This is a genomic window from Citrobacter sp. XT1-2-2 (assembly GCF_023516235.1).
Classification (GTDB): domain Bacteria; phylum Pseudomonadota; class Gammaproteobacteria; order Enterobacterales; family Enterobacteriaceae; genus Citrobacter; species Citrobacter werkmanii.
The window spans coordinates 2,877,359-2,901,434 of sequence record NZ_CP097324.1 but is presented as its reverse complement, the minus strand read 5'-3'; the positions used below and the strand labels follow the sequence as shown (position 1 = coordinate 2,901,434).

The following is a 24,076-nucleotide window of genomic DNA, read 5'->3' as shown; positions in this document are numbered from 1 at the left end:
GTATTGACCAATGACCATAGAAATCTCTCAGAAAGACCGGGTAGCGATAGTGGTGCGCCAAACCCCGAACTGCGTATTACGTGACGTATGTGAAGCACTGGATATTCCATCCGGTACCGCTGGTAAGTTTCTGCGCGCGCTGACTGTCAGTGGCACAGTCCTGCGCACTCACAACGGAACTCAGTATGTTTATAACATCGCTCCGGATGCAGAATTACCTGACGTAAAACTGCCCTTCATGGAAGAGAAAAGCGATCCGGTTGAAACGCAATTAGCGGAGAAAATGGCGAAAGACCTGAAGTCCAGAGGACTCTGGCGGCGTGCGGCACAGGTATATACCGACATGTTAGACATTGCCCGTAGTTCATCTGAAGTGTCACGTATAGCGCAGCAACGTAATGAATGTCTGCGTATGGCCCGGAGATGATTAGCATGCCAAGACCAAATACACCAGAAGAGCAGGCGGCACTTGTTCGGGTGATCATCGAAGAGGTGAAAATTCGTGGGCGCTTAACCGTTAGCGAGGCATCACAGATGTTATCGCTGCACCGTCAGACTGCTGAGAAGTATTTCCGCGTAGCAGCCGAACGCGGCGAACTCATTCGTTATGGTCGTCTTGGTTTGTTCAGGGACCAGAAGGCTGTGATTGATTTCGATCTCCAGCGTTTTTCATGCGGCTCAAGTAAGTCTGCGATTGAATTACCAGCCGATTTTCGGGGAAGTGCGGTTATGCGCCGGGTTATAGATATCGTAGGGAGAATGCCAGAATGACAAACGAAAAACGGGCCTTGAATTATGACCCAGCCGATCCCGACAAGATGCGATTACCAATGGGCTTAACATGTGGTAATTGCCACCATATCCATCGTTGTAAAGCAATTTATGGACACACGAAGTCGGACACGTATTGCGATTGGTCACCATCGCGATTTATCGCTGGCATCGGCGTGAAGGGGGAGTGAGATGGATAAATTAATCAAACCTACCACCAAAGGAAAATATGACGGTTCATGTGATTATCTTTGCTCGGACGATGCGCGATTTATTGTAATGCGCGGCGATTATACAGAAGCGGAAATAATTCAGGCTTCGGTGTCACAAGATGTAATCGACTCGGATGGCGCGGAGGATTTTGCAAGTAGCGCCCGATATTACCAGTGCTGGTACAAAGTTAGCCCAATAGGTGGTCAGGATGGCTATTCAGGCTGGCATCATCCTAGTGACACGCCGTGTCGCCGCGCATATTTCGCATCAGTTTTGCAATGGGATTAAGGAGGACCAACCCATGACAACTAACAACCACCCGGCGCACGGTCCTGTATCACTCGAGCGCCTGCACCAGATACGCGAAATACTCAGTAAAGCAGCAGCACAAAGCGATGGCGGCAATCTCGGCTACGCAATGGCTGATGCAGTGAAGGTTATTGATGAGGTCAGACGGCATTCTTCTGGATATGGATACGCCAGGTGGAATGGTGGCGGGTGCTTTTGACTGTGCGGACATCATCGCCCGCATGCGGGATATCAAACCCATATGGGCGTTAGCCAACGATATGAACTGCAGCGCTGGCCAGCTGATTGCCAGTGCGGCATCGCGTCGGCTTGTGACGCAGACGGCCAGAACGGGATCCATCGGGGTCATGATGGCCCACAGCAATTACGGCGCCGCCCTTAAGACCAGCGGCGTTGAGGTCACGTTGATTTACAGCGGCGATCACAAGGTGGACGGGAACCCCTACGAGAAATTACCCAAAGAGGTGCGTGCAGATTTTCAGGCGCATATAGACGCTACCCGGCAGATGTTCGCTGAAAAGGTGGCGGGTTATACCGGCATGTCGGTTCAGGCCGTTCTTGATACTGAAGCAGCTGTGTTTTCAGGCCAGGAATCAGTAGATAACGGCCTGGCGGAACAGCTGGTCAACAACATGGATGCGCTGAACGTTATGCGCGATGCAATTAACAAACGAACGATCATTTCCCGAGGAGGAAGCATGAAAGGTACTACTGCATCCGCAGATACCACTCAACCAGCAGCATCTGCTGACCAGACCGTGACCACCGTTGACGTGCCTGCTGCGGTCGTTACTGACCCTGCAGCGGGTGCAACTGTTGATATCAGCAGCCAGCTGGCAGCGGCGGTCGCAGCCGAAAACGGTCGCATTATGGGGATCCTGAACTGTGAAGAGGCGAAAGGGCGTGAATCACAGGCGCGCGCGCTGGCGGAAACGCCAGGGATGACGGTCGAAAGTGCCCAGCGCATCCTTGCCGCGGCTCCTCAGAGTGCCCAGGCGCGTACGGATACCGCGCTGGATCGTCTGATGGAAACCGCACCCGGCACCGTAACGGCAGGTAGCGCTTCTGCCGAAGCGGGTAGAAATGACAGCCATCGGCTGCACCCGGCAATCAGAAGCGAACCGAAAGGGGCGCTGGGGTATTCTCACCAACAATAAGGATCGCGTTGTTTCGTTTGATGTTGGCCTCGACGGAAACATTCCGCAGCCGGGATACATCATCGCCGTGTCAGATGAGCTTCTGTCCGGCAAAGTTATGGGCGGCCGCATCAGTGCTGTTAACGGTCGCGTGATAAAACTTGACCGCGTAGCTGATGCAGCAGCAGGCGATCGCCTTATTCTCAATCTTCCCTCCGGTGCGTCACAGAGCAGGACTATTCAGGCGGTTAACGGCGAATCAGTCACAGTTACCACGGCATACAGTGAGACACCACAGGCCGAAGCTGTATGGGTGGTTGAGTCAGACGAGCTCTACGCCCAGCAGTATCGTGTTGTCAGTGTCTCCGATAACAATGATGGTACCTTCTCTATTACCGGCGCATGGCATGACCCGGATAAATATGCCCGTATCGATACCGGAGCCATCATTGACCAGCGGCCCGTGAGTGTAATCCCGCCTGGTAACCAGTCGCCGCCGGCTAACATTGTGATCAGCTCGTTTTCAGTGGTGCAGCAGAATATCAGCGTCGAAACCATGCGTGTGAGCTGGGACCAGGCGCAGAATGCTATCGCCTACGAGGCACAGTGGCGCCGCAATGATGGTAACTGGGTAAACGTGCCGCGCAGCTCCACCACGTCATTCGATGTTCCGGGTATTTATGCCGGGCGCTACCTCGTGCGTGTACGCGCCATTAATGCCGCTGAAATATCCTCTGGCTGGGGCTACTCCGAAGAGAAAGCGCTGACGGGCAAGGTGGGAAATCCACCGAAACCTGTCGGCTTTGCGACAACGCCGATCAACTGGGGGATTCGCCTGAACTGGGGATTCCCGGCTAATACCGGGGACACGCTGAAAACGGAAATTCAGTACACCGCGAACAGTGATTTCTCAAATCCTCTTTTGCTGTCGGATGTGCCTTATCCGTCTGCCGAATACACTCAATTGGGGCTGAAGGCTGGGCAGGAATTCTGGTACCGCGCACAACTGGTAGATAGAACGGGTAATGAATCCGGCTGGACCGACTGGGTTCGTGGTGAATCCAACGCGAATGCTGACGACTACCTGGGCGATATTGCCGATGACTTCCTGACGTCTGCTGATGGTGACCGCCTGACAAGCGACATTGATACCAATCTGGAAGCTGCGTTGCAGAACGCGCTGGCCAACCATGCAACCGTGGAACATCAGTGGGCGCAGTACGGCGAGGTGCGCGCGGATATTCTGGTGGTCAAAACGACCATCGCCGATGTGAATCAAGCGATGGCGGAAATGTCCACCCAGGTGCAGGCGCAGTTCAATAATGTAACTGCCGCGCTGGAGGATAAGCTCACCGCCGTGGTTGATGCGACAGGAGCATCTGCAATTTACACCCTTAAAACCGGCGTCCGGATTAACGGCGTGATGTATAACGCCGGGATGTCGATTGCAGTGCTGGCCGAAACGGGTAAGCCAGTAGTCACCCGAGTCGGATTTAACGCCAATCAGTTCGTCCTGATGAGTGGCAGCGGTGATACACAATACTCTCCGTTTGCTGCTGTTAATGGTCAGGTGTTTATCAGTTCTGGCTTCATCCAGGATGGCACCATTACCAATACAAAAATTGGTAATTACATTCAGTCTACCACCTGGGATGGTTCCGGTAATGTTGGTTGGCATATTAACAAATCAGGCTATGCGATATTCAATGATGTCACTGTCCGCGGTGCAATTTATGCCAACAACGGTAATTTTGCATTTAACGGCACCAATAACACCGTCGTCATCAACGGTAATGGACTAACTGTCAATTTATCTGGCGGTGGCAGAGTTGTCGTAGGGAGGTGGTCATAATGCCGGAAGGGATATTAATCGACTATAACGATGGACGTCCGGTAATGGCAATTACTGCGGGGCTGCGTGCCCCAAGTTTTTGCACAACCTTCTCGGGCTGGTCATCCCAGTCAATGCAGTACCCGGTCAATACACCGCTTGTTCCCGGCTCACTGGCTATCGTGGTGCCCACCAATCCGATTTATATCTATTCCTTTGCTGAATTTGACGTGGCCATAATGACAGGGGTCACACGAAACGGGGACGCGGGGGTCATCATTGGTGCTGAGACAATCGGTGGTAAAGCCCTTACTCCGGATTGGTCAGGCTACGTCATGGAGCTGCTGCCCGCGGCGACTTATAACGAAGGGCTGTTTATTTCAAACTCGACAGACTTTACCGCCGTCTCCAATCAGGCCGCGCTGATGACCTGCGCTTATTCCGGGCGCATTACGGTTAACGGCAGTGCTCCGCTTCCGATCAGCGGTATTCCTTTCGGTAAATGGGATAACCCGAATGTGTCTGTAGGGTTTGATGGCAGCAACATCATCGTTCGCGATATTTCCTACTCCGGGCGGGACGACGTGGCCGGAACGGCGACGATTGACCTGGTGATATTCAATCAGACAGCACCTGTCGGCGGCGACGGTATCACAATGACCAACGCCGCAGGCCAGGTCACGTTCTCCACGCTGAAACGCCCTTTTGTGTATGACCGACAAATCCAGATCACCGATGCCTTTCAGGATATTGGCGGCGGGTTCTGCCAGATAGTCTATACCGGCGTTCAGGTACGCATGCTCAGCGGATGGGGAAATATCAGAACTAAAGGCGTGGTCATGTCAGGCGGTAGCGTCAGGTCAGCCTACAACAAAGTATTTGCGGACCGCCACTCTGGTTCATGGGATATGACCCGAAACAGGAATATCGCCATGCCCATTCTTATTCTTCCGAACATGTACTGAGGAAAAACTATGTCAGCAGGAACCTTAACTCTGACGAATAACTCTGCCCAGGTATCAGGGACAGGGACTTCATTCACTACCGAACTGACCGCTGGCGATTTTATTGTTGTCTCTGTCGGCGGCGTCCCCTATACGCTCCCGATTAAATCAGTGGAAAGCGGTACAGCGTTGACGCTGGTCAGTAATTTCACCGGGCCAACACAATCTGGTGCGGCCTGGTCTGCCGTTCCTCGTGTGGCGCTGAACATGGTTACTGCCGCGCTGGTGGCTCAGAGCGCAGAAGCGCTTCGAGGCCTGAACTACGACAAGCAAAACTGGCAGCAGTTTTTCACCGCTGACAGTGATGTAACGATCACTCTGCCTGACACCAGTCAGACGACAGGTCCATCAGCGAAAAAGTTGATCAATAGTGTGGTCAATAAAGCAGATAAGGTTAATGGTGTTGTTCCGAAAGAGCAGGGAGGTACCGGACTTACTCAGCCATTTGGCGATAAAGCGGGACAATTTTGTCAGGGCAATGACTCCCGGCTCAATTCTGTTAATGGAAAGTCCGGGGGAAAAATAACATCAACGATATCAGTGCTCGGAGAAAGTAATTCAGTAAAAGAGACAGCTTCTGAACCCGTTAATGGTGTGACGATTAACGGCGCATCGGTTCTTTCCGTGCATAATATTGCCGGGGTGGACCGGGTTGTAGCGAGCATTGAGGCGCGATACCAGTGGGGGCAACCCGTCTCCGACGCATATATCAATTGCGGATTGCTCTCTGCGCAAGGAGGATGGATCTCAGGATCATCGTATCGATTTAGTGGCAGTGGAGATGCGACCGCCCCTGGCTCCTGGGTCAACGGTGCATCAGACGTCCGCGTTAAGCTTAATGTGAAGCCCATTCAAAACCCCAAATCGACCATGCGTAAGATAACGGCGGCGACCTGGAATCTTGACATTAAGGGGCAGGAAGGCAGATTCGGCATTGGTGTTCTTGCCAACGGTCTTTATGATGATTACCCGGAAGCATCAATAAATGTAGGCGATAAAGAATTGTCTGACGGCACGATTATAAGTGATGTTCTTTCTGTGCAGGCTGGTGATTCTGGGGTACTGGCTGCGGTTCATCATGCAACGATACTTGAGTTGATGGATGACGTGGATGAGCTTAAAAAAATAATTTTATCTTTAAAGTCAAAATAGCAATTATCAGCCACATTGGGGCTATCAATTAAACATTGCAGAAACAAATTACTGAACTTCAGGGCAGAAGAGTGTGATGTCTTTCTTGTGATATGAATTACCGCAACCACACCGTATGCAAGAGCATGATTGCGGCCGACTGGTTACCTTACAATATAGCGAGTTGGGTGGTTCCCAGTCGCAGCGGATTGTACTTAAGCAATATGACTGTTCAAGGCGTTTAATCTGAAACCAGCCACATATCAGCTTCTTCAAACATTTCCTGAACAGTACGGCTTATCTGTTCTTTCTCATGCTTGCTGGCGTCAGTGTTGATCGCCGGCAGTGTCACCATCGGCATAACCCGAACATCAGCATCGGGGAAGATCCGGTGAACCCTCTTGGTCAATTCGCCCAGAATGATATCTTTTGCACTGGGCAGACCATCAAAATTCATTTTGCCATAAATGAGTTCCACGAATATGTTTTAACTTCTTTTTAATGTGTATATTTATAGTGTTAATGTAAGTGAGTTTATCATGATGTTTTATTCACCAACTGAGGTCCGCCAGGCAGTAGCGCTGCCCTTATTCAGTGACCGCATCCCCTGTGGCTTTCCCTCGCCAGCAGCAGACTACTTTGAAGAGTACATTTTACTTAACAAACACTTCATAGCGCACCCTTTCGCTACTTATATGATGATAGAGGAAACCAATTATGTGTGAGCTGAAATCATTCAGGGGGTAATGCTGTTCGTCGATTCGCCTAATTAACCTTGCGATGTGGTGCAGATTGTTTTCGAAGTTAATGATGAGTATAAAAGTTAAGCATCACAGGAAATATCCTCAACCGCATCAGACTACCGTCGCGATAAGAGATCACCGAGCGTCCAATAACTAAATTTATGATAATTACATACATCATAAGCATCTAAGAATTGGTAAGTTAAACGATAATTATGTATAAAGGGGCTTAGCCCCTTTATTTCATTTGATATATATTTTACTTCTTATCTTCCTTACTATTGATATAAGAATTAAAGGAAAGGCAATGCCGAATGTAAAATATGTTATTGTTTCAATGGTTGATCCATTTGATGGGCCTTCAATGCGATGAAGATCATCAATTTGCTTGAGCCCTACAATGGTTAATATGAGAGTGGCTATCTTGAAAAAAAAGAAGTGCATAGCGAGGATGTGCACGGTATTCTCACCTATTGTCGTGAAAATCCTAACAAGGATGTTAGATTTTATGTGGTAAGAAATACCAATCACGAAGGAGATGCTAATAAGCGATAAAAAAATAAAGCAATACGGATCAATGCTTCCATATAAATACATTGTTGGACGTAATATAATGTAACTAAATACTACTGCGATTAGCGCTGGCAGCATAGTGTTTATGTTGCCCAAAAGTTTGAACCCAAATTTTTTAAACGCATAACCTATGTAGAAAAAAGGCAAGTACACAAAGTATTGCGCGTTTGGAATGTGAGAATTTATATATGGATTCTCGGCGATTGCATTGCTTTTTACAATCCACCAACCAATGAAGAATAAAATTAAAACTGAAGACTCAATTAGAAGTTTATTCTCTTTAGTTACTCTATTAAGCCAATAGAAAACAAACTGCATTAAAATCAATACTGGTATGAACCACATCGCACCCGCAAGTGCTTCAGATGGTATTGTTATAGACCGTATAAATGCAGTCACATAATCATAAAGTGAGTAATCAACGTAATTTGTAGGTTGAAATCCATACTCAATGAGTAAATTATGCGCTGCTATTATTATTGCAGAGTAAATAAGATATTGATAAATGAGTTTTGACCTGCTTTTTAAAAATTTACTAAAGCTGTCAGCGTACTTATCGTAATTAAAAAAATAACCTGAAAGCAGGAAAAAACCAGCAACATGATAGTAATAGAATACTTCTCCAAATGGGAAGTTTGCAATGTGTCCAGCAACAACAGACATCATCATAATGCCTTTGGCTATATCAAGGCTTCTGTCTCTGTTGGTACTGCCGGATGGAGTTTGCAATAATTCTGGCGTTAGATTATGCATTTTGTATAAAAAGTGGATTTATCAGTGCGTGAAATCTAACATATTAGCATGGAAAAAAAAATAACTTACGGCTTGTGAACAGAATCAACCTCGCAGAAAATTTACAAACATGAAGAACACATCTTCATTACTAACATAGAAGCGAGGTGGTTAAGTAGAAGCCAGCTTATGTAAGTCAACCATCTTGATTAGTGCTTCATTCATACTTACTGTATATAAAAACAGTTATCAATAGGGCGTATGATGCAAGTTGCAGCCCGGCGAGTCAGACATGACGGCCTTTAGGCATCAACAGCAGCTCGTGTCTGGTAGAGGCTGCTGGTGGTTATGCGATTTTCCAGCCTGACCGGGCTCTTGGTGATGGCAGGCGCTTTTTGTTATGCGCTTTAGGCGTCTGCAGTTCGCTGTTGTTATGGGGGCGCTTATAATTGAAGAGATAGCTTCTATTAACTCTGCCCCCTGATTTTCACATTTCCCACGGCGCGCGATACCACATGCCATATAAATTTATCAGCCGGCACGGAACCGTCGGCTGCAATTTCCGCCGCTTCTTTCCCTCCAGTGCCCTGTCTCATCCATTCGCGAGCGGCTTCTGGTGAAAGTACCAGAGGCCGCCTGTCGTGAATATCTAACAGCCCTTTGTCGGCCGCAGCTGTCACTATCAGAAAACCTTCTGCCTCATCTCCACGTTCGAATGGTATGCTGCCGATCGCTGCCATAAAAATCGGCTGACCGTCTGCCCGGTGAATAAAGTAGGGTTGTTTCCTGTCGCCTTCCTTTTTCCACTCAAACCATCCATCAGCAAAGCAAATTGCGCGGCCATGCTGCCAGAGTGGTTTAAACATTCTGCTGGTGGCCGCAGTTTCAGACCGTGCGTTAATGAGCGGCGGTTTATCCCACCAACCGGGGGCGTATCCCCAGATAACTGGATCAAGATGCAACTGCTCATCACGTTCGCTCAGAAGCAGAACTTTTGTTCCAGGTGCTACGTTGAATCTTCCGATGGGTTCTGGATCGTATGGAATGTCGCGTTCTGATTTATCAGCGAGCAAGGCAAGATAATCTTCACGCGTCATTGACTGTGCAAAGCGTCCACACATAGAAACCTCCAGCCATATGTCAGACTGAAAGTATAGGATATTGACTAGAATGATAGGATTTGAAGCTCCACACCACCAATATTCCATTATGGCTTTTAGCTTCTCGAAGTTGCTAAATGGCCGATAGACCTCTACCCATTTTTACTTTTTTGGGGGCAAATTTGGGGGCAAAAATCAGTTTGGGGCATGATTTGGGGCGATGAAATGGCTTACATTGCCCGCAATTGTCCAAGACGGTTTTTTATTAACTGATTGATTTTATAATAATTAACTGTATTTACTGAATTTACAAAATCAATTTTATAGTTTAACGCTGATTATGTGGCTGTGGGGATAAACATTTAATAAACCGGGGGAAGGGAGGCTATCACTGGCGAAAAAGCCGGAAGGCGCTGACGCTTATCCGGCTTCAATATAACATCAACTGGAGGCCGGAACTGACGAAACCGCCGTCCGGCACAAACCAGATTACTTCAGTTCATCAACCATGGTGATGGCGCGACCAATATAGTTGGCTGGTGTCATCGCTTTCAGGCGAGTTTTCTCGTCTTCCGGCAGGGCCAGGCCATCGATAAACTGTTTCATACCTTCGGCGTCAACGCGTTTACCGCGCGTCAGCTCTTTCAGCTTCTCGTACGGTTTTTCAATGCCATAGCGACGCATTACGGTCTGAATAGGTTCGGCCAGCACTTCCCAGTTATGGTCCAGTTCATCAAGCAGATGCTCGCGATTGACTTCCAGTTTGCTCACGCCCTTCAGCGTGGACTGATACGCGATCAGCGCATAGCCAATACCGACACCCAGGTTGCGCAGAACGGTAGAGTCCGTCAGGTCGCGCTGCCAGCGGGAAACCGGCAGTTTGCTCGCCAGGTGTTGCAGAACCGCGTTAGACAGACCCAGGTTACCTTCGGAGTTTTCGAAATCGATTGGGTTAACCTTGTGCGGCATGGTGGAGGAACCGATCTCACCGGCGATAGTTTTCTGTTTGAAATGGTTCAGCGCCACGTAACCCCAGACATCGCGGTCAAAGTCAATCAGGATAGTGTTGAAACGGGCGATGCAATCAAACAGCTCGGCAATGTAGTCGTGCGGTTCAATCTGCGTGGTGTAAGGGTTCCACTGGATGCCCAGCGACGTAACAAACTCTTCGCTGAACTGATGCCAGTCTACTTCCGGGTAAGCGGCGATGTGGGCGTTATAGTTACCGACGGCGCCGTTGATTTTACCGAGAATTTCGACCTGGTTAAGCTGGCGGTACTGGCGCTCCATACGGTAGGCCACGTTCGCCATTTCTTTGCCCAGCGTGGATGGGGTGGCGGGTTGACCGTGGGTACGGGAGAGCAGAGGGATATCGCGATACTGTACGGACAGATCTTTCACTGCGTCGATAAGCTTACGCCAGTACGGCAGGACCACTTCGTCGCGAGCGGTTTTCAGCATCAGCGCGTGAGACAGGTTGTTGATGTCTTCTGACGTACACGCGAAGTGAATAAACTCGGAAACGGCATGCAGTTCCGGGATATCAGCCACTTTTTCTTTCAGGAAATACTCAACTGCCTTCACATCATGGTTGGTCGTACGCTCAATGGTTTTGATGCGCGCAGCATCTTCTTCATTGAAGTTAGCGACGATCGCATCAAGGAAACCGATTGCGTCGGCAGCAAAAGCAGGAACTTCCTTGATCGCTGCGTGCGCGGCCAGTTTTTGCAGCCAGCGTACTTCAACCTGTACACGGAATTTCAGCAAACCGTATTCGCTGAAAATCCCGCGCAGCGCGCTGACTTTATCGCCGTAGCGTCCATCGACAGGGGAAACGGCGGTCAGTGAGGATAATTCCATAGATCACAACTCCGGGGTTAAATGAGCAAGAATTTGTTTTGCCTGAGTCGTCAGGCGATTACGAGAAAACATGAGTTGCAGACGGCCTCCACCAACCTGATGCCAGAGCACTGCTGCACGAATGCCAGCCAGTAGCGAAGCGCGTACTTTGGCCTGAACCTGCGGGCTCTGAAGGATGGCAGGAGAACCCGTAACCTGAATACGCGGGCCGAGTGGGCTGATGACGTCAACATAAATGCCGGCCATTGCGCTCATCAGCGTTTCTGACTGCAAATCAAAATGGTCCAACTGGCGCTGCAAGCCGTTGATACGGTCTCCCAGCGTGTCCATAGCGCCTTTGGCAGCTGACAGCTTACGCTCCAGTACCATCAGGCTTAACGTGTAGCGGGTGAGTTCCGCATTCAGCCCCTGACGACTGCTGGCGTTGAGCACGCCGAGCAACGTTTCAAGGCCAAGTCGCAGGTTAGCTTCACTCCCGCCAAAAACCCCAAGCGTAGAGCTGGGGTTCATGTCGATGATACTGTTGAGCGAAACGTGTAACGCATCGGCATCACAATGCCCCTGGTGCGCCAGTTCTTGCACCAGGCGTGCCGACTGGCATATACCTGCCAGGGCGAGGGTGATGTCATAATAGTTCTTTGCCACGTTCACTGCTTCCTTGTATCAAATGTGTAAATAATTAGACCGGCAAAGGCAGGCGTTGTTCGATAATTCCGCCGCCGAGGCAGACTTCGCCATTGTAAAAGACAGCCGACTGACCCGGCGTTACCGCCGCGACAGGTTCGTCGAAAATGACTTCAATACGTTCAGCATCCAGCGCTTTAACGGTGCACGGAATGTCGGTCTGACGATAACGGGTTTTCACCGTGCAGCGCATGGTGCCGGTGAACGGTTCGCGATCGACCCAATGCAGCTGTTGCGCCACCAGACCAACGGACATCAGACGTGGGTGTTCGTGACCCTGAGCGACAACCAGAATGTTGTTCTCAACATCTTTATCCACCACATACCATGGATCTTCCGTCCCTTCTTTTGTACCGCCAATGCCCAGACCTTTACGTTGGCCCAGAGTGTGGTACATCAGCCCCTGGTGCTGGCCAATCTCTTCACCGTCAACGGTGATGATTTTACCTGGCTGAGCGGGCAGGTAGCGACCAAGAAATTCGCGGAACTTGCGTTCGCCGATGAAGCAGATACCGGTGGAGTCTTTTTTCTTGGCCGTAATTAGTCCGAGATCTTCGGCAATTTTACGCACCTGTGGTTTTTCCAGTTCGCCAACCGGGAACAGGCTTTGCGCGATTTGCTCATGGCCGAGCGTGTAGAGGAAATAGCTCTGGTCTTTATTGCCATCGAGCCCTCGCAGCAGGCGGCTTTTTCCGTCGACATCCGCGCGGCGTACGTAGTGACCGGTGGCGATGTAATCGGCACCTAAATCTTCGGCGGCAAACTCAAGGAAGGCTTTAAATTTGATTTCTTTATTGCACAGAATATCCGGGTTCGGCGTACGACCCGCTTTGTACTCTTCCAGGAACAGTTCAAAGACGTTGTCCCAGTATTCTGCAGCAAAGTTAACGGTATGCAGTTCAATGCCGAGTTTGTCGCAAACAGCCTGTGCATCCGCGAGGTCGGCAGCCGCTGTGCAATATTCCTCGCCATCGTCCTCTTCCCAGTTCTTCATGAACAGGCCTTCTACCTGATAACCCTGTTGTTGCAACAACCAGGCAGATACGGAAGAATCGACACCGCCGGACATGCCGACGATCACTTTTTTTGGGCTTTCAGACATAGGAATACTCACGACATTGAACTTCAAGGCGGCATATTCTAGCACGCAGCCCTTTACTTGACACCCTCTGTAAACGGCCAGTTAAATTCGCCGATCGTTGCCAGCGGATAGCGCTCTCCACTCTGGTAACAGAGAATACTCTCGGCAACCAGCGGCGAGCGCAGATTTGGCGCTGAAAGAATCTCTTCTGCGCTGACCCAGCGACAGCAATCTATATCACTGTCATGAGGTTCAGTAGCGCACATATTGGCAAGTTCGATAGAAAACAGAAAACGTAAAAAGGGCGTTTTGTCCGGCGCAATCCATTGATGCATTCGAATGAAGTGCTGCGGTTGTGCGTTGATGCCTGTCTCTTCCCATAGCTCACGAGCGGCGGCCTGCACCAGAGTTTCGTCCGCTTCCAGGTGCCCGGCAGGTTGATTCCACAAAGCTTTGCCGTTGATGGTTTCCTCAACCACTAAAAATTTATCTTCTGCATGCACAATGCAGGCGACCGTGACGTGTGGTTTGAACATACAGCTTCCTTATACAGTTGCATCCCGCCATTCGCCGTTAGCGAGATTTTCCAGTGTGTAATCGCCCATGGCATAGCGTATGAGGCGCAGCGTAGGAAACCCAACATGCGCCGTCATCCGACGTACCTGACGGTTGCGGCCTTCATATAAGGTGACTTTTAGCCAACTGGTGGGAATATTCTTCCGTTCACGAATGGGCGGGTTTCTCGGCCACAGCCAGGCAGGTTCTTCTACCATTTGAATTCCTGCGGGCAGTGTAGGGCCATCGTTGAGCGTTACGCCAGTGCGCAGGGCTTCCAGCGCTTCGGGCGTAGGTTCACCCTCAACCTGAACATAATAAATTTTCCCTGTGCGCTTGCCGGGCTGCGTTAACCGCGCCTGTAATGCGCCATCGTTGGTCAGCACTAAAAGCCCTTCACTGTCCCGATCCAAACGACCCGCAGCATACACGCCTTGCACGGGAATAAAATCTTTTAACGTTTTGCGTCCCGCTTCGTCAGTAAATTGTGGCAAAACATCGTAGGGTTTATTGAACAAAACCACGCGTTTTGGCTGGTTTTCTTTACGCTGTTTAGTGACTTGTCGTGAGCTGAATCGCTTAACTTGGTGATTTCTAAAAGAAGTTTTTTGCATGGTATTTTCAGATTATATCAATTGCCGCATTATAGCCTAAGAACGAGTGTCTTTCATGGCGACGAACAATAGGGTAGTATTGACACGATCATTACAAATCATTAACAAAAAATTGCTCTAACGCAGTCGTGCAGCAGGACGCCAATGCACATGCAGCGCGATGACAGACGAGCAAACCAGAAGCGCTCGAAGGAGAGGTGAATGGAAAGCAAAGTAGTTGTTCCGGCGGAAGGTAAGAAGATCACCCTGCAAAACGGCAAACTCAACGTTCCTGAAAATCCGATTATCCCGTTCATTGAAGGCGACGGTATCGGCGTTGATGTAACCCCACCGATGATCAAAGTTGTCGATGCTGCTGTCAAGAAAGCCTATAAAGGCGAGCGTAAAATCTCCTGGATGGAAATCTACACCGGCGAGAAATCCACTCAGGTTTATGGCCAGGACGTCTGGCTGCCTGCTGAAACTCTTGATCTGATTCGTGAATATCGTGTTGCCATCAAAGGTCCACTGACCACGCCAGTTGGCGGCGGTATTCGCTCTCTGAACGTTGCTCTGCGTCAGGAACTTGACCTGTATGTCTGCCTGCGCCCGGTGCGTTATTACCAGGGTACGCCAAGCCCGGTTAAACACCCTGAACTGACCGACATGGTTATCTTCCGTGAAAACTCCGAAGATATCTATGCGGGTATCGAGTGGAAAGCAGACTCCGCAGATGCTGAGAAAGTGATTAAATTCCTGCGTGAAGAAATGGGCGTGAAGAAAATTCGCTTCCCGGAACATTGTGGTATTGGTATCAAACCGTGTTCCGAAGAAGGGACCAAGCGTCTGGTTCGTGCGGCGATCGAATATGCCATCGCGAACGATCGCGATTCTGTTACCCTGGTACATAAAGGTAACATCATGAAGTTCACTGAAGGCGCGTTCAAAGACTGGGGTTACCAGTTAGCGCGTGAAGAATTCGGTGGTGAATTGATCGATGGCGGCCCGTGGGTGAAAATCAAGAACCCGAAATCCGGCAAAGAAATCGTGGTTAAGGACGTTATCGCCGATGCGTTCCTGCAACAGATCCTGCTGCGTCCTGCTGAGTACGATGTGATTGCTTGTATGAACCTGAACGGCGACTACATCTCTGATGCGTTGGCAGCACAGGTGGGTGGTATTGGTATCGCGCCAGGCGCGAACATCGGTGACGAATGTGCGCTGTTCGAAGCGACCCATGGTACTGCACCGAAGTACGCAGGCCAGGATAAAGTGAACCCAGGTTCCATCATTCTGTCTGCTGAAATGATGCTGCGCCACATGGGTTGGACCGAAGCGGCTGACCTGATCGTTAAAGGTATGGAAGGCGCGATTAACGCCAAGACCGTAACCTATGACTTCGAACGTCTGATGGACGGCGCTAAGCTGCTGAAATGTTCAGAGTTTGGTGACGCGATCATCGAAAACATGTAATCCAGATTCTGGGTTGTGTGAGAACGGGAGCCGTGAGGGTCCCGTTTTTTATGCCTGTAACATTGTTCCCCAAAACGTTTCCCCAAAAACCAGGCGTGCTCACCCTGTTTTTACTTCGACAACAGTCCAATCCTTACCCCTGTCGTCGTGATATTTGTCTGTCATTTCTCTTGATTTATGTTCCAATAATTTCTGGATATCAATCCCTTGTGTTTTATATCTTCTTTCTGCAAGTGATTGTTGCTCGAGGTTCGTAGTATATTGAAAGTATTCTTGGTTATTCGGTGCTCTGTATGTCCTATTCCATCGGTGAATTTGCGCGGCTTTGTGGAATAACCGCCACAACGCTGCGTGCCTGGCAACGTCGTTATGGACTTCTCAAACCACAGCGTACGGATGGTGGGCACCGGTTGTATAGCGATGACGATATCCAACAGGCGCTTAAAATTCTCGATTGGGTGAAAAAAGGCGTACCGATAAGCCAGGTTAAACCGTTGCTGTCCCGCCCTGGTGCCCGGCGAACGAATAACTGGCTCGCTCTGCAAGAGAGTATGCTGCAGCGCCTGAACGAAGGGAAAATAGAATCTCTGCGCCAGCTTATTTATGATGCCGGCCGCGAATATCCCCGCCCTGAACTGGTGAGCGAGGTGCTGCGTCCTCTGCGAAGCCAGGTATCAGCTAACGTGCCGGCTATCATGACGCTGCGTGAAATCCTTGATGGTATTATTATTTCTTACACCTCGTTTTGCCTGGAAGGGGATAAGCGTGCGCCGGGCGATAACTACCTGATTACAGGCTGGCATCTTACCGACCCCTGCGAGATCTGGCTTGAAGCGCTTGGTCGCACTGGACAGGGACATCGCATTGATGTGCTTCCTGTACCGCCCGCGATGCTTGCGCCTGAAATTTTCCCCGATCGCAAATGGCTGTTGGTGACGTCCAGCAAACTCACCGTAGCGCGCAAAAAACAGATAGACCTCTGGCAACAGCAGGTCAACTCCCTCGAAGTGATCCCGCTTTAATCCTCTGTCATTACCTTTCTTGTGTGTTGATTGGCCACTACCTTAGTGGCTTACGAATAAATTCTCTCAAAAATAATAAATTTTAATTTGTTGAATTAAATGAATTTATAATTATTTTTTAGTATAAACTTGGACAAATTAAAGTATTTGTGTAAGTTTTAATTATACCGTCTACGTAATGTGGTTCACACAAGGGTAAGAGCTATGCGCGCACCGCCATCCGTTATCGACAGGTTTGTGGATTACTACGCCAGTTTGGATCGCCAGCCCGTCCCCGCGCTTGCCGGGTTGTACGACGTGCACGCGGTACTTGTCGATCCCTTCGGGGAACATAACGGGCTGTTTGCCATTCAGCGCTATTTCTCGCATCTCCTGGCGAATGTGAACGCCTGCCGTTTTGCCATTGACCCTCCACTGTGTGAGACCGGGCGGTTTGCCGTGACGTGGACAATGTACTGGTCGCATCCGCGTATTGCTGGCGGAGAAATACGATCTTTGCCGGGATGTTCAATGGTCGAGACACATGGCGAGAAGATTTTTCGCCAGCGTGATTATTACGATGCCGGTGAGATGCTCTATGAGCATCTGCCGCTGTTGGGTTGGGCCGTTCGCCACGTTAAAAGGAGGGTGCGCGCATGATGACTGTCCTCATTACTGGCGCAAGTTCTGGGATTGGCGCCGGGCTTGCAAAATCATGGGCCGATGACGGCTGTCACGTGATTGCCTGTGGCCGCAATCCCGAAAGGCTGGAACAACTGCGCCAATCCCACGCCAACATCACAGTACGCCTGTTCGATATGACAGACAGGGACGCCTGTCGCCAGGCGTTGGCGGACTGCAAACCCGAACTGGTTATTCTCTGTGCCGGAACTTGCGAATATCTCGACCACGGCTGGATAGATGCAGGGAAGATTGAACGGGTGATGGCGGCGAATTATCAGGGCCCCATCAACTGCCTGGCAGCGCTTCAGCCGCAGTTAACTTCCGGCAACCGCGTGGTGCTGGTCAGTTCGATGGCGCACTGGCTGCCGTTCCCACGGGCGGAAGCCTATGGTGCGTCTAAAGCTGCGCTGACCTGGTTTGGCAATAGTTTGCGTCTGGACTGGGAGCCAAAAGGTATTGCCGTGACCGTCGTTTCGCCAGGATTTGTTGATACCCCGCTTACCCGTAAAAACGATTTTCCTATGCCCGGGCAGGTGAGTGTAGAGCAGGCGGTGAAGGCTATTCGCCGTGGCCTGGCGAAAGGAAAAAAGAGTATTGCCTTCCCGACAGGTTTTGGCGTGTTGCTGCGTCTGTTGGCCGGGCTGCCTGAGAGTCTCCAGCGCGCGTTGCTGCGCAGGATGGTGCGTTCATGAAAATTGCTATCATTGGCAGTGGTATTGCCGGATTAACCTGCGCCTGGCGTCTGGCCGGACATCATCAGGTGACGCTTTTTGAAGCGGCGTCGACCCCTGGCGGCCATACTGCGACGGTAGATATAGCGACTCCACAGGGGAATTTCGCGATTGATAGCGGCTTTATCGTCTACAACGACCGAACTTATCCGCGTTTTATGGGCTTGCTGAGTGAACTCGGTATCCAGGGGCAAAAAACGCAGATGAGTTTTTCGGTGCATAATACGCAAAGCGGTATGGAGTACAGCGGTCATACGCTGACTTCCTTGTTCGCCCAACGTCAGAACCTGCTCAAACCCGCATTTTGGGGAATGCTGAAAGAGATTGTCCGTTTTAATCGTCTGGCTAAACGGGCATTGAATGATGTCGATGCAAACGCCACGCTACAGACCTTCCTCGACCAGCACCACTTCAGCGCGTTCTTTGCGCGTCATTATATTCTGCCGATGGGCGCAGCCATCTGGTCATCTTCGCTACAGGAGATGCGCCGTTTTCCGTTGCCGCTGTTCTTACACTTCTTTGAACACCACGGCCTGCTGGATATCTGGCATCGTCCGCAGTGGTACGTGGTGCCAGGCGGATCGCGCGAGTACATTCGCGTTATGCTGGCGAAGCTGGGTGAGCGTCTGGCATTGCACCTCAATGCGCCTGTTCAGCAGGTTATTCGTCACGACAGCGGCGTCAAAATCCAGTTGGCAGGATCAGTACAGACGTTTGATCAGGTGATCTTCGCTTGTCATTCTTCGCAGGCTCTGGTCGTGCTTGGTGATGCCACCCCCGCAGAACTCGACGTGCTGGGCGCAATTAGCTGGCAGCGTAACGAGGTCGTATTGCATAGCGATCGCCGCTGGTTACCGGTACGCGAACGCGCGTGGGCAAGCTGGAATTACCGCCTGAGTGGGCAAGATCGCGCCAGCGCCTGCGTCACCTATAACATGAATATTCTCCAGGGATTACCCGAAGGAAGCCCGCTATTCTGCGTGACCCTCAACCCGGACACCCCTATTGACGAGCGATACGTCTGGCGACGCTTTGTCTACGAGCACCCATTGTTTAATCCCGACAGCTGGCGCGCGCAGGCGCGCCGCACTGAGATCAACGGCCTGCGTCGGACCTGGTTCTGCGGGGCTTATTGGTACAACGGCTTTCATGAGGATGGCGTGCGTAGCGCGCTCGATGTAGTACACGGCATTGCCGCAGGAGAGGGGGGCTAAGATGAACAGCTGCCTGTACCACGGTGTTTTGCGCCATCGCCGCCTCCAGCCAGCAACACACCAGTTTAGTTATCAGGTGTTTATGGCGTGGCTCGATTTAGATGAACTCGCACAGCTTCCGGGCGTGGGCGTGAAACGTAATCGCTTCGCCGCGGCCGCTTTTCATGATGCGGATTACCCGCTGGGGGCACCGTTAAGAGAGAGCTTGTTGAATAAGCTTGCCTGCCTGACGGGCGAACATCCCGGGGGGCGTGTAATGCTTCTGACACAGCTGCGCTATTTCGGTTTTCATTTTAACCCGGTCAATTTTTACTACTGCTATGACCGTTCACAGCGTCTGCGCTGGGTACTGGCGGAAGTCCGCAATACACCATGGAATGAGCGACATTACTACGCTGTAGACGCACAGGAAAAGCGTCCGTTGGAAAAAGCGTTCCATGTATCGCCATTTAACCCGATGGATATGGTCTATCACTGGCGATTTAACCCGCCGGGTAAAACGCTGCATATGCATATCGAAAACCACCAGGCAGAGAAGATTTTTGATGCCAGCCTGATGCTCAAACGCGAGCCGTTGACGCAGGCGAGTTTACGCGCGTTTCTGCTACGACTGCCGTTAATGACGCTGAAAACGGTGTTCGCGATTTACTGGCAGGCGTTACGCCTGTGGCTCAAGCGAGTCCCTCTCTACAACCATCCCGTCAGCAGGAGTGAACGATCATGACCGATCCCGTCTTTGCGCTTGAACCTGATGTTCCGCGCAACCTGCGTGTGGCGCGTTGGCTTCTTTTCCGCATGCTGAGCGGCCTTCGCCAGGGTTCAGTCACGGTGCGGGAAGGGGAGCAGACCTTACACTTTGGTGATGTTTCAGCTGAATTACGCGCTGACGTACATATTCTCTCGCCCACGGTGTACTGGCGGGTGCTGAAAGGCGGAAGTCTTGCGGCGGCTGAGGCCTGGATGGACGGAGAGTGGGAAACGCAACAGCTCACGCCGTTACTGCAAATATTTGCGCTTAACAGCACCCTACTGGGACGCCTGGAAAGCGGTTTTCGCCTGCTTGGCCGACCCGCCGAGCGTTTACGTCACTGGACGCGTCGCAACCATCGGCAACAAGCAAGAGAAAACATTGCCGCGCATTACGATCTCGGCAATGTATTTTACGCGCACTTTCTTGATGAGGATTTACTCTATTCCAGCGCCTTATTCACCCGCCCCGAGCAGTCTTTAGCGCAGGCTCAGCAGGCCAAAATGGCGCGGCTTTGCGAGCAACTGGCACTGACCGCGAATGACCACCTGCTGGAGATTGGTACTGGTTGGGGGGCGATGGCGGAATACGCCGCCCGCCATTACGGTTGCCGTGTAACCACCACGACCCTGTCTCAGGAACAGTTTGCCTGGGCGAAAGCGCGGATTGCCCGCGCAGGTTTACAGGAGAGAGTCAACGTCCTGCTGTGCGACTACCGCGACCTGACCGGGGAATTCGACAAACTGGTGTCGGTTGAAATGATCGAAGCGGTTGGTCAGCGTTATCTGCCGACGTTTTTCCGTACCTGCCAGGCGCGACTGCGTCGTGGGGGAAAACTGGCGATTCAGGCCATTACCATTCAGGATCAGCGCTATCGCGAATACAGCAAAGGCGTTGATTTTATTCAGCGCTATATCTTTCCAGGGGGCTTTTTACCCAGTATCACCGCGATGAGCGGCCTGATGACAAAGCATACTGACTTTGTGGTTCGTAATCTGTTCGATATGGGGCCCGACTACGCCCGGACGCTTGCGCACTGGCGACAAGGATTTGTTCACGCCTGGCATGACATTGAAAAACTGGGATTTGATGAGCGTTTTCGCCGTATGTGGCTGTACTACTTCGGCTACTGCGAAGCCGGTTTTAACGCCCGCACGATCAGCGTGGTGCAACTGACGGCGGAACGTCCATGAACCGCCATTTACAGGTCTTTATCCTGGCTGTCGGGTTCGATCTGTACTGGCTCATGGTGGTGTTATTTCGTGAGCGCGGCCTGGCGTTATGGCTTGGGCTGGCTATTCTGGCCTGCTTCTTGCTGCCGTCTGCGCAACGTCTGTACGCGTTAATGCTGGCAGCGGTGGGTAGTGGTCTGGATGCGCTGTGGGCGTTGACGGGGTTGATTAATTTTCACGGCGAAGCATTGTTGCCGTTATGGATGGTTGCGCTTTGGCTCATGTTCGCTGTCCTGTGGACACACCTTACCTGCTCGACTACCTTGCCGGGATGGCTGCTGGCCATAATGGCCACCGGTGGTGGGCCGATCGCCTATGTGATAGGAGAGCGTTTGGGGGCCATTACTTTTCTGGAACCAACATTTATTGTTGTTGGCTTAATGGCGGCGGGCTGGCTGGTGTTGATGCTGTTTTTTCATATTTTCATGGGGAAACACTAATGAAACCTGCCTTATTGATACTGCTGGGCGTCATGGCGACGGCGCCTTTTGCCGGTGCCGCTGACTGGTTAAGCTGGCGGAAAGTCGGCGATGCGACGCTCTCCTGGGGACCATTCACGATCTATACCTCACAACTGCGCACGCCGGATGGGCGCTATCGCGGGCTGAAAGAGGATCAAGCACTGATTATCACCTATCAGCGTAATATTGAACGGCAAGAACTGGTTAATGCCACCCGCGATCAATGGCGAGCGCAGGGTATTCTCGGGCGGGAAGCGCAGAGTGAGTCCTGGCTACGCATGTTGAGTGAGATATGGCCAGACGTTGCGCCAGGTACGCAACTGGCTTTTGTATTGCAAGATAAGCAGGGGAAGTTTTGGTATCGCGCTTCAGCGGCTCAAAGGCACTTTATCCCGCTTGGCCCACCGCAGTCGGCGGCATTCAGCGAAAACTTTCTCTCTGTCTGGCTGGGTTCCCGCACGCAATATCCTGAGCTGCGTCAGCAGCTTACTGGAGGTAAAAAATGAAACGTTTATTGGCCCTGAGCCTGCCCTTGCTGATGCAGGTGGCTGGTTGTAGCGCTGAAATTGCCGACTATCGGCAACAGCAGCCGGCGCTGGATATCTTTCAGTATTTTCAGGGAGAAACGCAAGCATGGGGGATGATTCAGGACCGCAGCGGTAAACAGCTTCGTCGCTTCCATGTCGATATTAACGGCGATGTGGTGGGAGACACATTGACCCTCAACGAACGCTTTGTGTACGACGATGGAGAGAAACAGCAGCGGGTGTGGCATATCCGTAAAGTTAGCGCCGATCGTTACGAAGGTACTGCCGGTGACATTGAAGGCGTGGCGAAGGGGCAAGCAGCGGGCAACGCGTTCAACTGGCATTACAGCATGAATGTGAAAGCCAGCGGCAGAACCTGGTTGCTGAATTTTGACGACTGGATGTACATGCAGGATGCTAACCATCTGTTTAATAAAACGGAGATGAAGAAATTTGGCCTCACCGTCGGTACGGTGACGCTTTTCTTCTCCCGTAAAACGCGATAGTGAGGAAGAGGTCATGAAAATGCAACCCATCGTTGGGATCAGCGGCTGTTTAACGGGTTCTGCCGTCCGCTTTGACGGCGGGCATAAGCGGGCAGAATTTGCGATGGAGAAACTAGCCCAGTGGGTGACTTTCCAGCCTGTTTGCCCGGAGATGGCGATAGGTTTGCCTGTCCCTCGGCCAGCGCTGCGCCTGGTGCAAACGACTGTCGGGGATATTCGCATGCGTTTTAGTCACGCACCTCGCGAAGACGTGACCGACGAAATGGCTGACTTCTGCCAGCGGTATCTGGCAGGGCTGGACACACTGTCCGGTTTTATCGTCTGTGCAAAATCCCCCAGTTGTGGCATGGAACGTGTGCGCTTATATGATGATAAAGGCAATCGCGGGCGTAAAGACGGGGTGGGACTGTTTACCGCCGCGCTGATGGAGAAATATCCGTGGCTACCGGTAGAAGAAGACGGGCGGTTGCACGATCCGGTCCTACGCGAAAACTTCGTCGAAAGGGTTTTCGCGCTACATGAGCTCAATATGCTGCGCAAAAATGGCCTGACGCGGCGGGCTCTACTGGATTTTCATAGCCGTTATAAATTGCAATTGCTGGCTCACCATCAGGCCGGATACAGGCAAATTGGCCCATTTGTCGCATCACTGCATGAATGGGAGGATCTGGAGGCTTTCTTTGCGGTTTACCGGGATAATTTAATGACAATTCTGAAGAAACCCGCCTCACGTAAAAACCACACAAACGTGCTTATGCACATTCAGGGGTACTTCCGTAATCAATTAACAATGCGTCAGCGCGGCGAGTTGCGCGAGGTGATCCTTCATTACCGCGCAGGACTACTGCCCATCCTGGCCCCGATGACGTTGCTGAAACATTATCTGGCGGAATACCCGGACGATTATCTGCTGACGCAGAATTACTTTGATCCCTACCCGCAAGAATTAGCATTGCGACTGACTGTTAATTGATCATGACTGAGAAACAGAACCGAGCAGAGTGATAATTTATGTCGTGTTCGAAATCTTTAATTACCACTCTTCGCTCATAGTAGACGTCAGCGACAGTGAAATCTTACCATCGAGGTCTGCCATTAATGGAAGTGTGTTGAAAGTACTGGTGTGAAAAAACATGGATTCTTGGCGAAAATGCTTCCCCAAACTAAAATCAAATTTTTGATA

The 24,076-nt window shown here is 51.0% G+C and carries 24 protein-coding genes and 4 pseudogenes; 19 read left to right on the top strand and 9 right to left on the bottom strand.

Annotation, left to right across the window (positions count from 1 at the left end; genetic code table 11):
• The first annotated feature begins 10 nt into the window (after positions 1-10).
• From M4I31_RS13865 to M4I31_RS13830, 8 genes and pseudogenes are all read left to right on the top strand, one after another.
• Positions 11-427, top strand: coding sequence for a PerC family transcriptional regulator (locus M4I31_RS13865; RefSeq protein ID WP_085048495.1), 417 nt, complete (start codon positions 11-13; stop codon positions 425-427).
• A gap of 5 nt (positions 428-432) precedes the next feature.
• On the top strand, positions 433-771 hold the full coding sequence (locus M4I31_RS13860) for a DUF977 family protein (protein WP_085048608.1): 339 nt from the start codon (positions 433-435) through the stop codon (positions 769-771).
• Entirely contained in the window at positions 768-962 is a 195-nt protein-coding gene (locus M4I31_RS13855; protein WP_085048494.1) for a hypothetical protein, read from the top strand. The genes M4I31_RS13860 and M4I31_RS13855 overlap by 4 nt, the downstream gene beginning before the upstream one ends.
• Before the next feature lies 1 nt (position 963).
• Complete coding sequence (locus M4I31_RS13850; RefSeq protein WP_085048493.1) at positions 964-1,272, top strand: hypothetical protein; 309 nt, start codon at positions 964-966, stop codon at positions 1,270-1,272.
• Between the two features lie 164 nt (positions 1,273-1,436).
• Positions 1,437-2,450: pseudogene (locus tag M4I31_RS13845) on the top strand (S49 family peptidase); the annotation flags it as partial.
• Positions 2,368-4,281, top strand: a pseudogene (locus M4I31_RS13840) (host specificity protein J); the annotation flags it as partial. The pseudogenes M4I31_RS13845 and M4I31_RS13840, both read left to right, overlap by 83 nt.
• Positions 4,281-5,225 (top strand): DUF6453 family protein, encoded by a 945-nt coding sequence (locus M4I31_RS13835; RefSeq protein ID WP_161668461.1) that lies wholly within the window; start codon positions 4,281-4,283, stop codon positions 5,223-5,225. The pseudogene M4I31_RS13840 and the gene M4I31_RS13835, both read left to right, overlap by 1 nt.
• Before the next feature lie 9 nt (positions 5,226-5,234).
• Positions 5,235-6,416 carry a tail fiber domain-containing protein gene (locus M4I31_RS13830; RefSeq protein WP_227409299.1) on the top strand — a complete coding sequence of 394 codons (1,182 nt, stop codon included), beginning with the start codon at positions 5,235-5,237 and terminating at the stop codon, positions 6,414-6,416.
• Positions 6,417-6,636: 220 nt separating this feature from the next.
• Here M4I31_RS13830 and M4I31_RS13825 read toward each other — a convergent pair whose 3' ends face one another.
• From M4I31_RS13825 to rluE, 8 genes and pseudogenes are all read right to left on the bottom strand, one after another.
• Positions 6,637-6,852, bottom strand: a complete 216-nt coding sequence (locus M4I31_RS13825) for a DinI-like family protein (protein ID WP_201746148.1) — start codon at positions 6,850-6,852, stop codon at positions 6,637-6,639.
• Positions 6,853-7,381: 529 nt separating this feature from the next.
• Positions 7,382-8,440 carry an acyltransferase family protein gene (locus M4I31_RS13820; RefSeq protein ID WP_233638883.1) on the bottom strand — a complete coding sequence of 353 codons (1,059 nt, stop codon included), beginning with the start codon at positions 8,438-8,440 and terminating at the stop codon, positions 7,382-7,384.
• Positions 8,441-8,896: 456 nt separating this feature from the next.
• Positions 8,897-9,564: pseudogene (locus M4I31_RS13815) on the bottom strand (SOS response-associated peptidase); the annotation flags it as partial.
• A 468-nt stretch (positions 9,565-10,032) separates the two neighbouring features.
• Positions 10,033-11,403, bottom strand: coding sequence for an adenylosuccinate lyase (gene purB / locus M4I31_RS13810; RefSeq protein WP_038639900.1), 1,371 nt, complete (start codon positions 11,401-11,403; stop codon positions 10,033-10,035).
• 3 nt (positions 11,404-11,406) lie between these two features.
• A complete protein-coding gene (gene hflD, locus M4I31_RS13805; RefSeq protein ID WP_032940122.1) occupies positions 11,407-12,048 on the bottom strand; it encodes a high frequency lysogenization protein HflD in 642 nt (213 codons plus the stop codon).
• 34 nt (positions 12,049-12,082) lie between these two features.
• Positions 12,083-13,189, bottom strand: coding sequence for a tRNA 2-thiouridine(34) synthase MnmA (gene mnmA / locus M4I31_RS13800; protein WP_003832402.1), 1,107 nt, complete (start codon positions 13,187-13,189; stop codon positions 12,083-12,085).
• Between the two features lie 53 nt (positions 13,190-13,242).
• Entirely contained in the window at positions 13,243-13,704 is a 462-nt protein-coding gene (locus M4I31_RS13795) for an NUDIX hydrolase (protein WP_038639907.1), read from the bottom strand.
• A gap of 9 nt (positions 13,705-13,713) precedes the next feature.
• Positions 13,714-14,337 carry a 23S rRNA pseudouridine(2457) synthase RluE gene (rluE, locus tag M4I31_RS13790; protein WP_069325366.1) on the bottom strand — a complete coding sequence of 208 codons (624 nt, stop codon included), beginning with the start codon at positions 14,335-14,337 and terminating at the stop codon, positions 13,714-13,716.
• A 201-nt stretch (positions 14,338-14,538) separates the two neighbouring features.
• Here rluE and icd point away from each other — a divergent pair, with 201 nt between their 5' ends.
• On the top strand, positions 14,539-15,789 hold the full coding sequence (gene icd, locus M4I31_RS13785) for an NADP-dependent isocitrate dehydrogenase (protein ID WP_085049549.1): 1,251 nt from the start codon (positions 14,539-14,541) through the stop codon (positions 15,787-15,789).
• A gap of 99 nt (positions 15,790-15,888) precedes the next feature.
• Here icd and M4I31_RS13780 read toward each other — a convergent pair.
• A pseudogene (locus tag M4I31_RS13780) lies at positions 15,889-16,035 on the bottom strand (integrase); the annotation flags it as partial.
• Positions 16,036-16,082: 47 nt separating this feature from the next.
• Here M4I31_RS13780 and M4I31_RS13775 point away from each other — a divergent pair.
• The 10 genes from M4I31_RS13775 (at position 16,083) to M4I31_RS13730 (ending at position 23,866) form a co-directional block, all read left to right on the top strand.
• Positions 16,083-16,811, top strand: coding sequence for a MerR family transcriptional regulator (locus M4I31_RS13775; RefSeq protein WP_085049548.1), 729 nt, complete (start codon positions 16,083-16,085; stop codon positions 16,809-16,811).
• Positions 16,812-17,015: 204 nt separating this feature from the next.
• Positions 17,016-17,450 carry a nuclear transport factor 2 family protein gene (locus tag M4I31_RS13770; protein WP_038639921.1) on the top strand — a complete coding sequence of 145 codons (435 nt, stop codon included), beginning with the start codon at positions 17,016-17,018 and terminating at the stop codon, positions 17,448-17,450.
• Positions 17,447-18,166, top strand: coding sequence for an SDR family NAD(P)-dependent oxidoreductase (locus M4I31_RS13765; RefSeq protein WP_085049547.1), 720 nt, complete (start codon positions 17,447-17,449; stop codon positions 18,164-18,166). Before M4I31_RS13770 ends, M4I31_RS13765 begins: the two co-directional genes overlap by 4 nt.
• Entirely contained in the window at positions 18,163-19,419 is a 1,257-nt protein-coding gene (locus tag M4I31_RS13760; RefSeq protein ID WP_085049546.1) for an NAD(P)/FAD-dependent oxidoreductase, read from the top strand. Before M4I31_RS13765 ends, M4I31_RS13760 begins: the two co-directional genes overlap by 4 nt.
• A gap of 1 nt (position 19,420) precedes the next feature.
• On the top strand, positions 19,421-20,143 hold the full coding sequence (locus M4I31_RS13755) for a DUF1365 domain-containing protein (protein WP_085049545.1): 723 nt from the start codon (positions 19,421-19,423) through the stop codon (positions 20,141-20,143).
• Positions 20,140-21,360 (top strand): cyclopropane-fatty-acyl-phospholipid synthase family protein, encoded by a 1,221-nt coding sequence (locus M4I31_RS13750; protein WP_085049544.1) that lies wholly within the window; start codon positions 20,140-20,142, stop codon positions 21,358-21,360. The genes M4I31_RS13755 and M4I31_RS13750 overlap by 4 nt, the downstream gene beginning before the upstream one ends.
• Positions 21,357-21,839: a DUF2878 domain-containing protein gene (locus M4I31_RS13745; protein WP_085049543.1), complete on the top strand. Its 483-nt coding sequence runs from the start codon at positions 21,357-21,359 to the stop codon at positions 21,837-21,839. Before M4I31_RS13750 ends, M4I31_RS13745 begins: the two co-directional genes overlap by 4 nt.
• A complete protein-coding gene (locus M4I31_RS13740; protein ID WP_085049542.1) occupies positions 21,839-22,366 on the top strand; it encodes a hypothetical protein in 528 nt (175 codons plus the stop codon). The genes M4I31_RS13745 and M4I31_RS13740 overlap by 1 nt, the downstream gene beginning before the upstream one ends.
• Positions 22,363-22,893, top strand: a complete 531-nt coding sequence (locus tag M4I31_RS13735; RefSeq protein WP_161668039.1) for a DUF3833 domain-containing protein — start codon at positions 22,363-22,365, stop codon at positions 22,891-22,893. The genes M4I31_RS13740 and M4I31_RS13735 overlap by 4 nt, the downstream gene beginning before the upstream one ends.
• Positions 22,894-22,906: 13 nt before the next feature.
• Positions 22,907-23,866: a DUF523 and DUF1722 domain-containing protein gene (locus tag M4I31_RS13730; RefSeq protein WP_085049540.1), complete on the top strand. Its 960-nt coding sequence runs from the start codon at positions 22,907-22,909 to the stop codon at positions 23,864-23,866.
• Positions 23,867-24,076 lie beyond the last annotated feature (210 nt).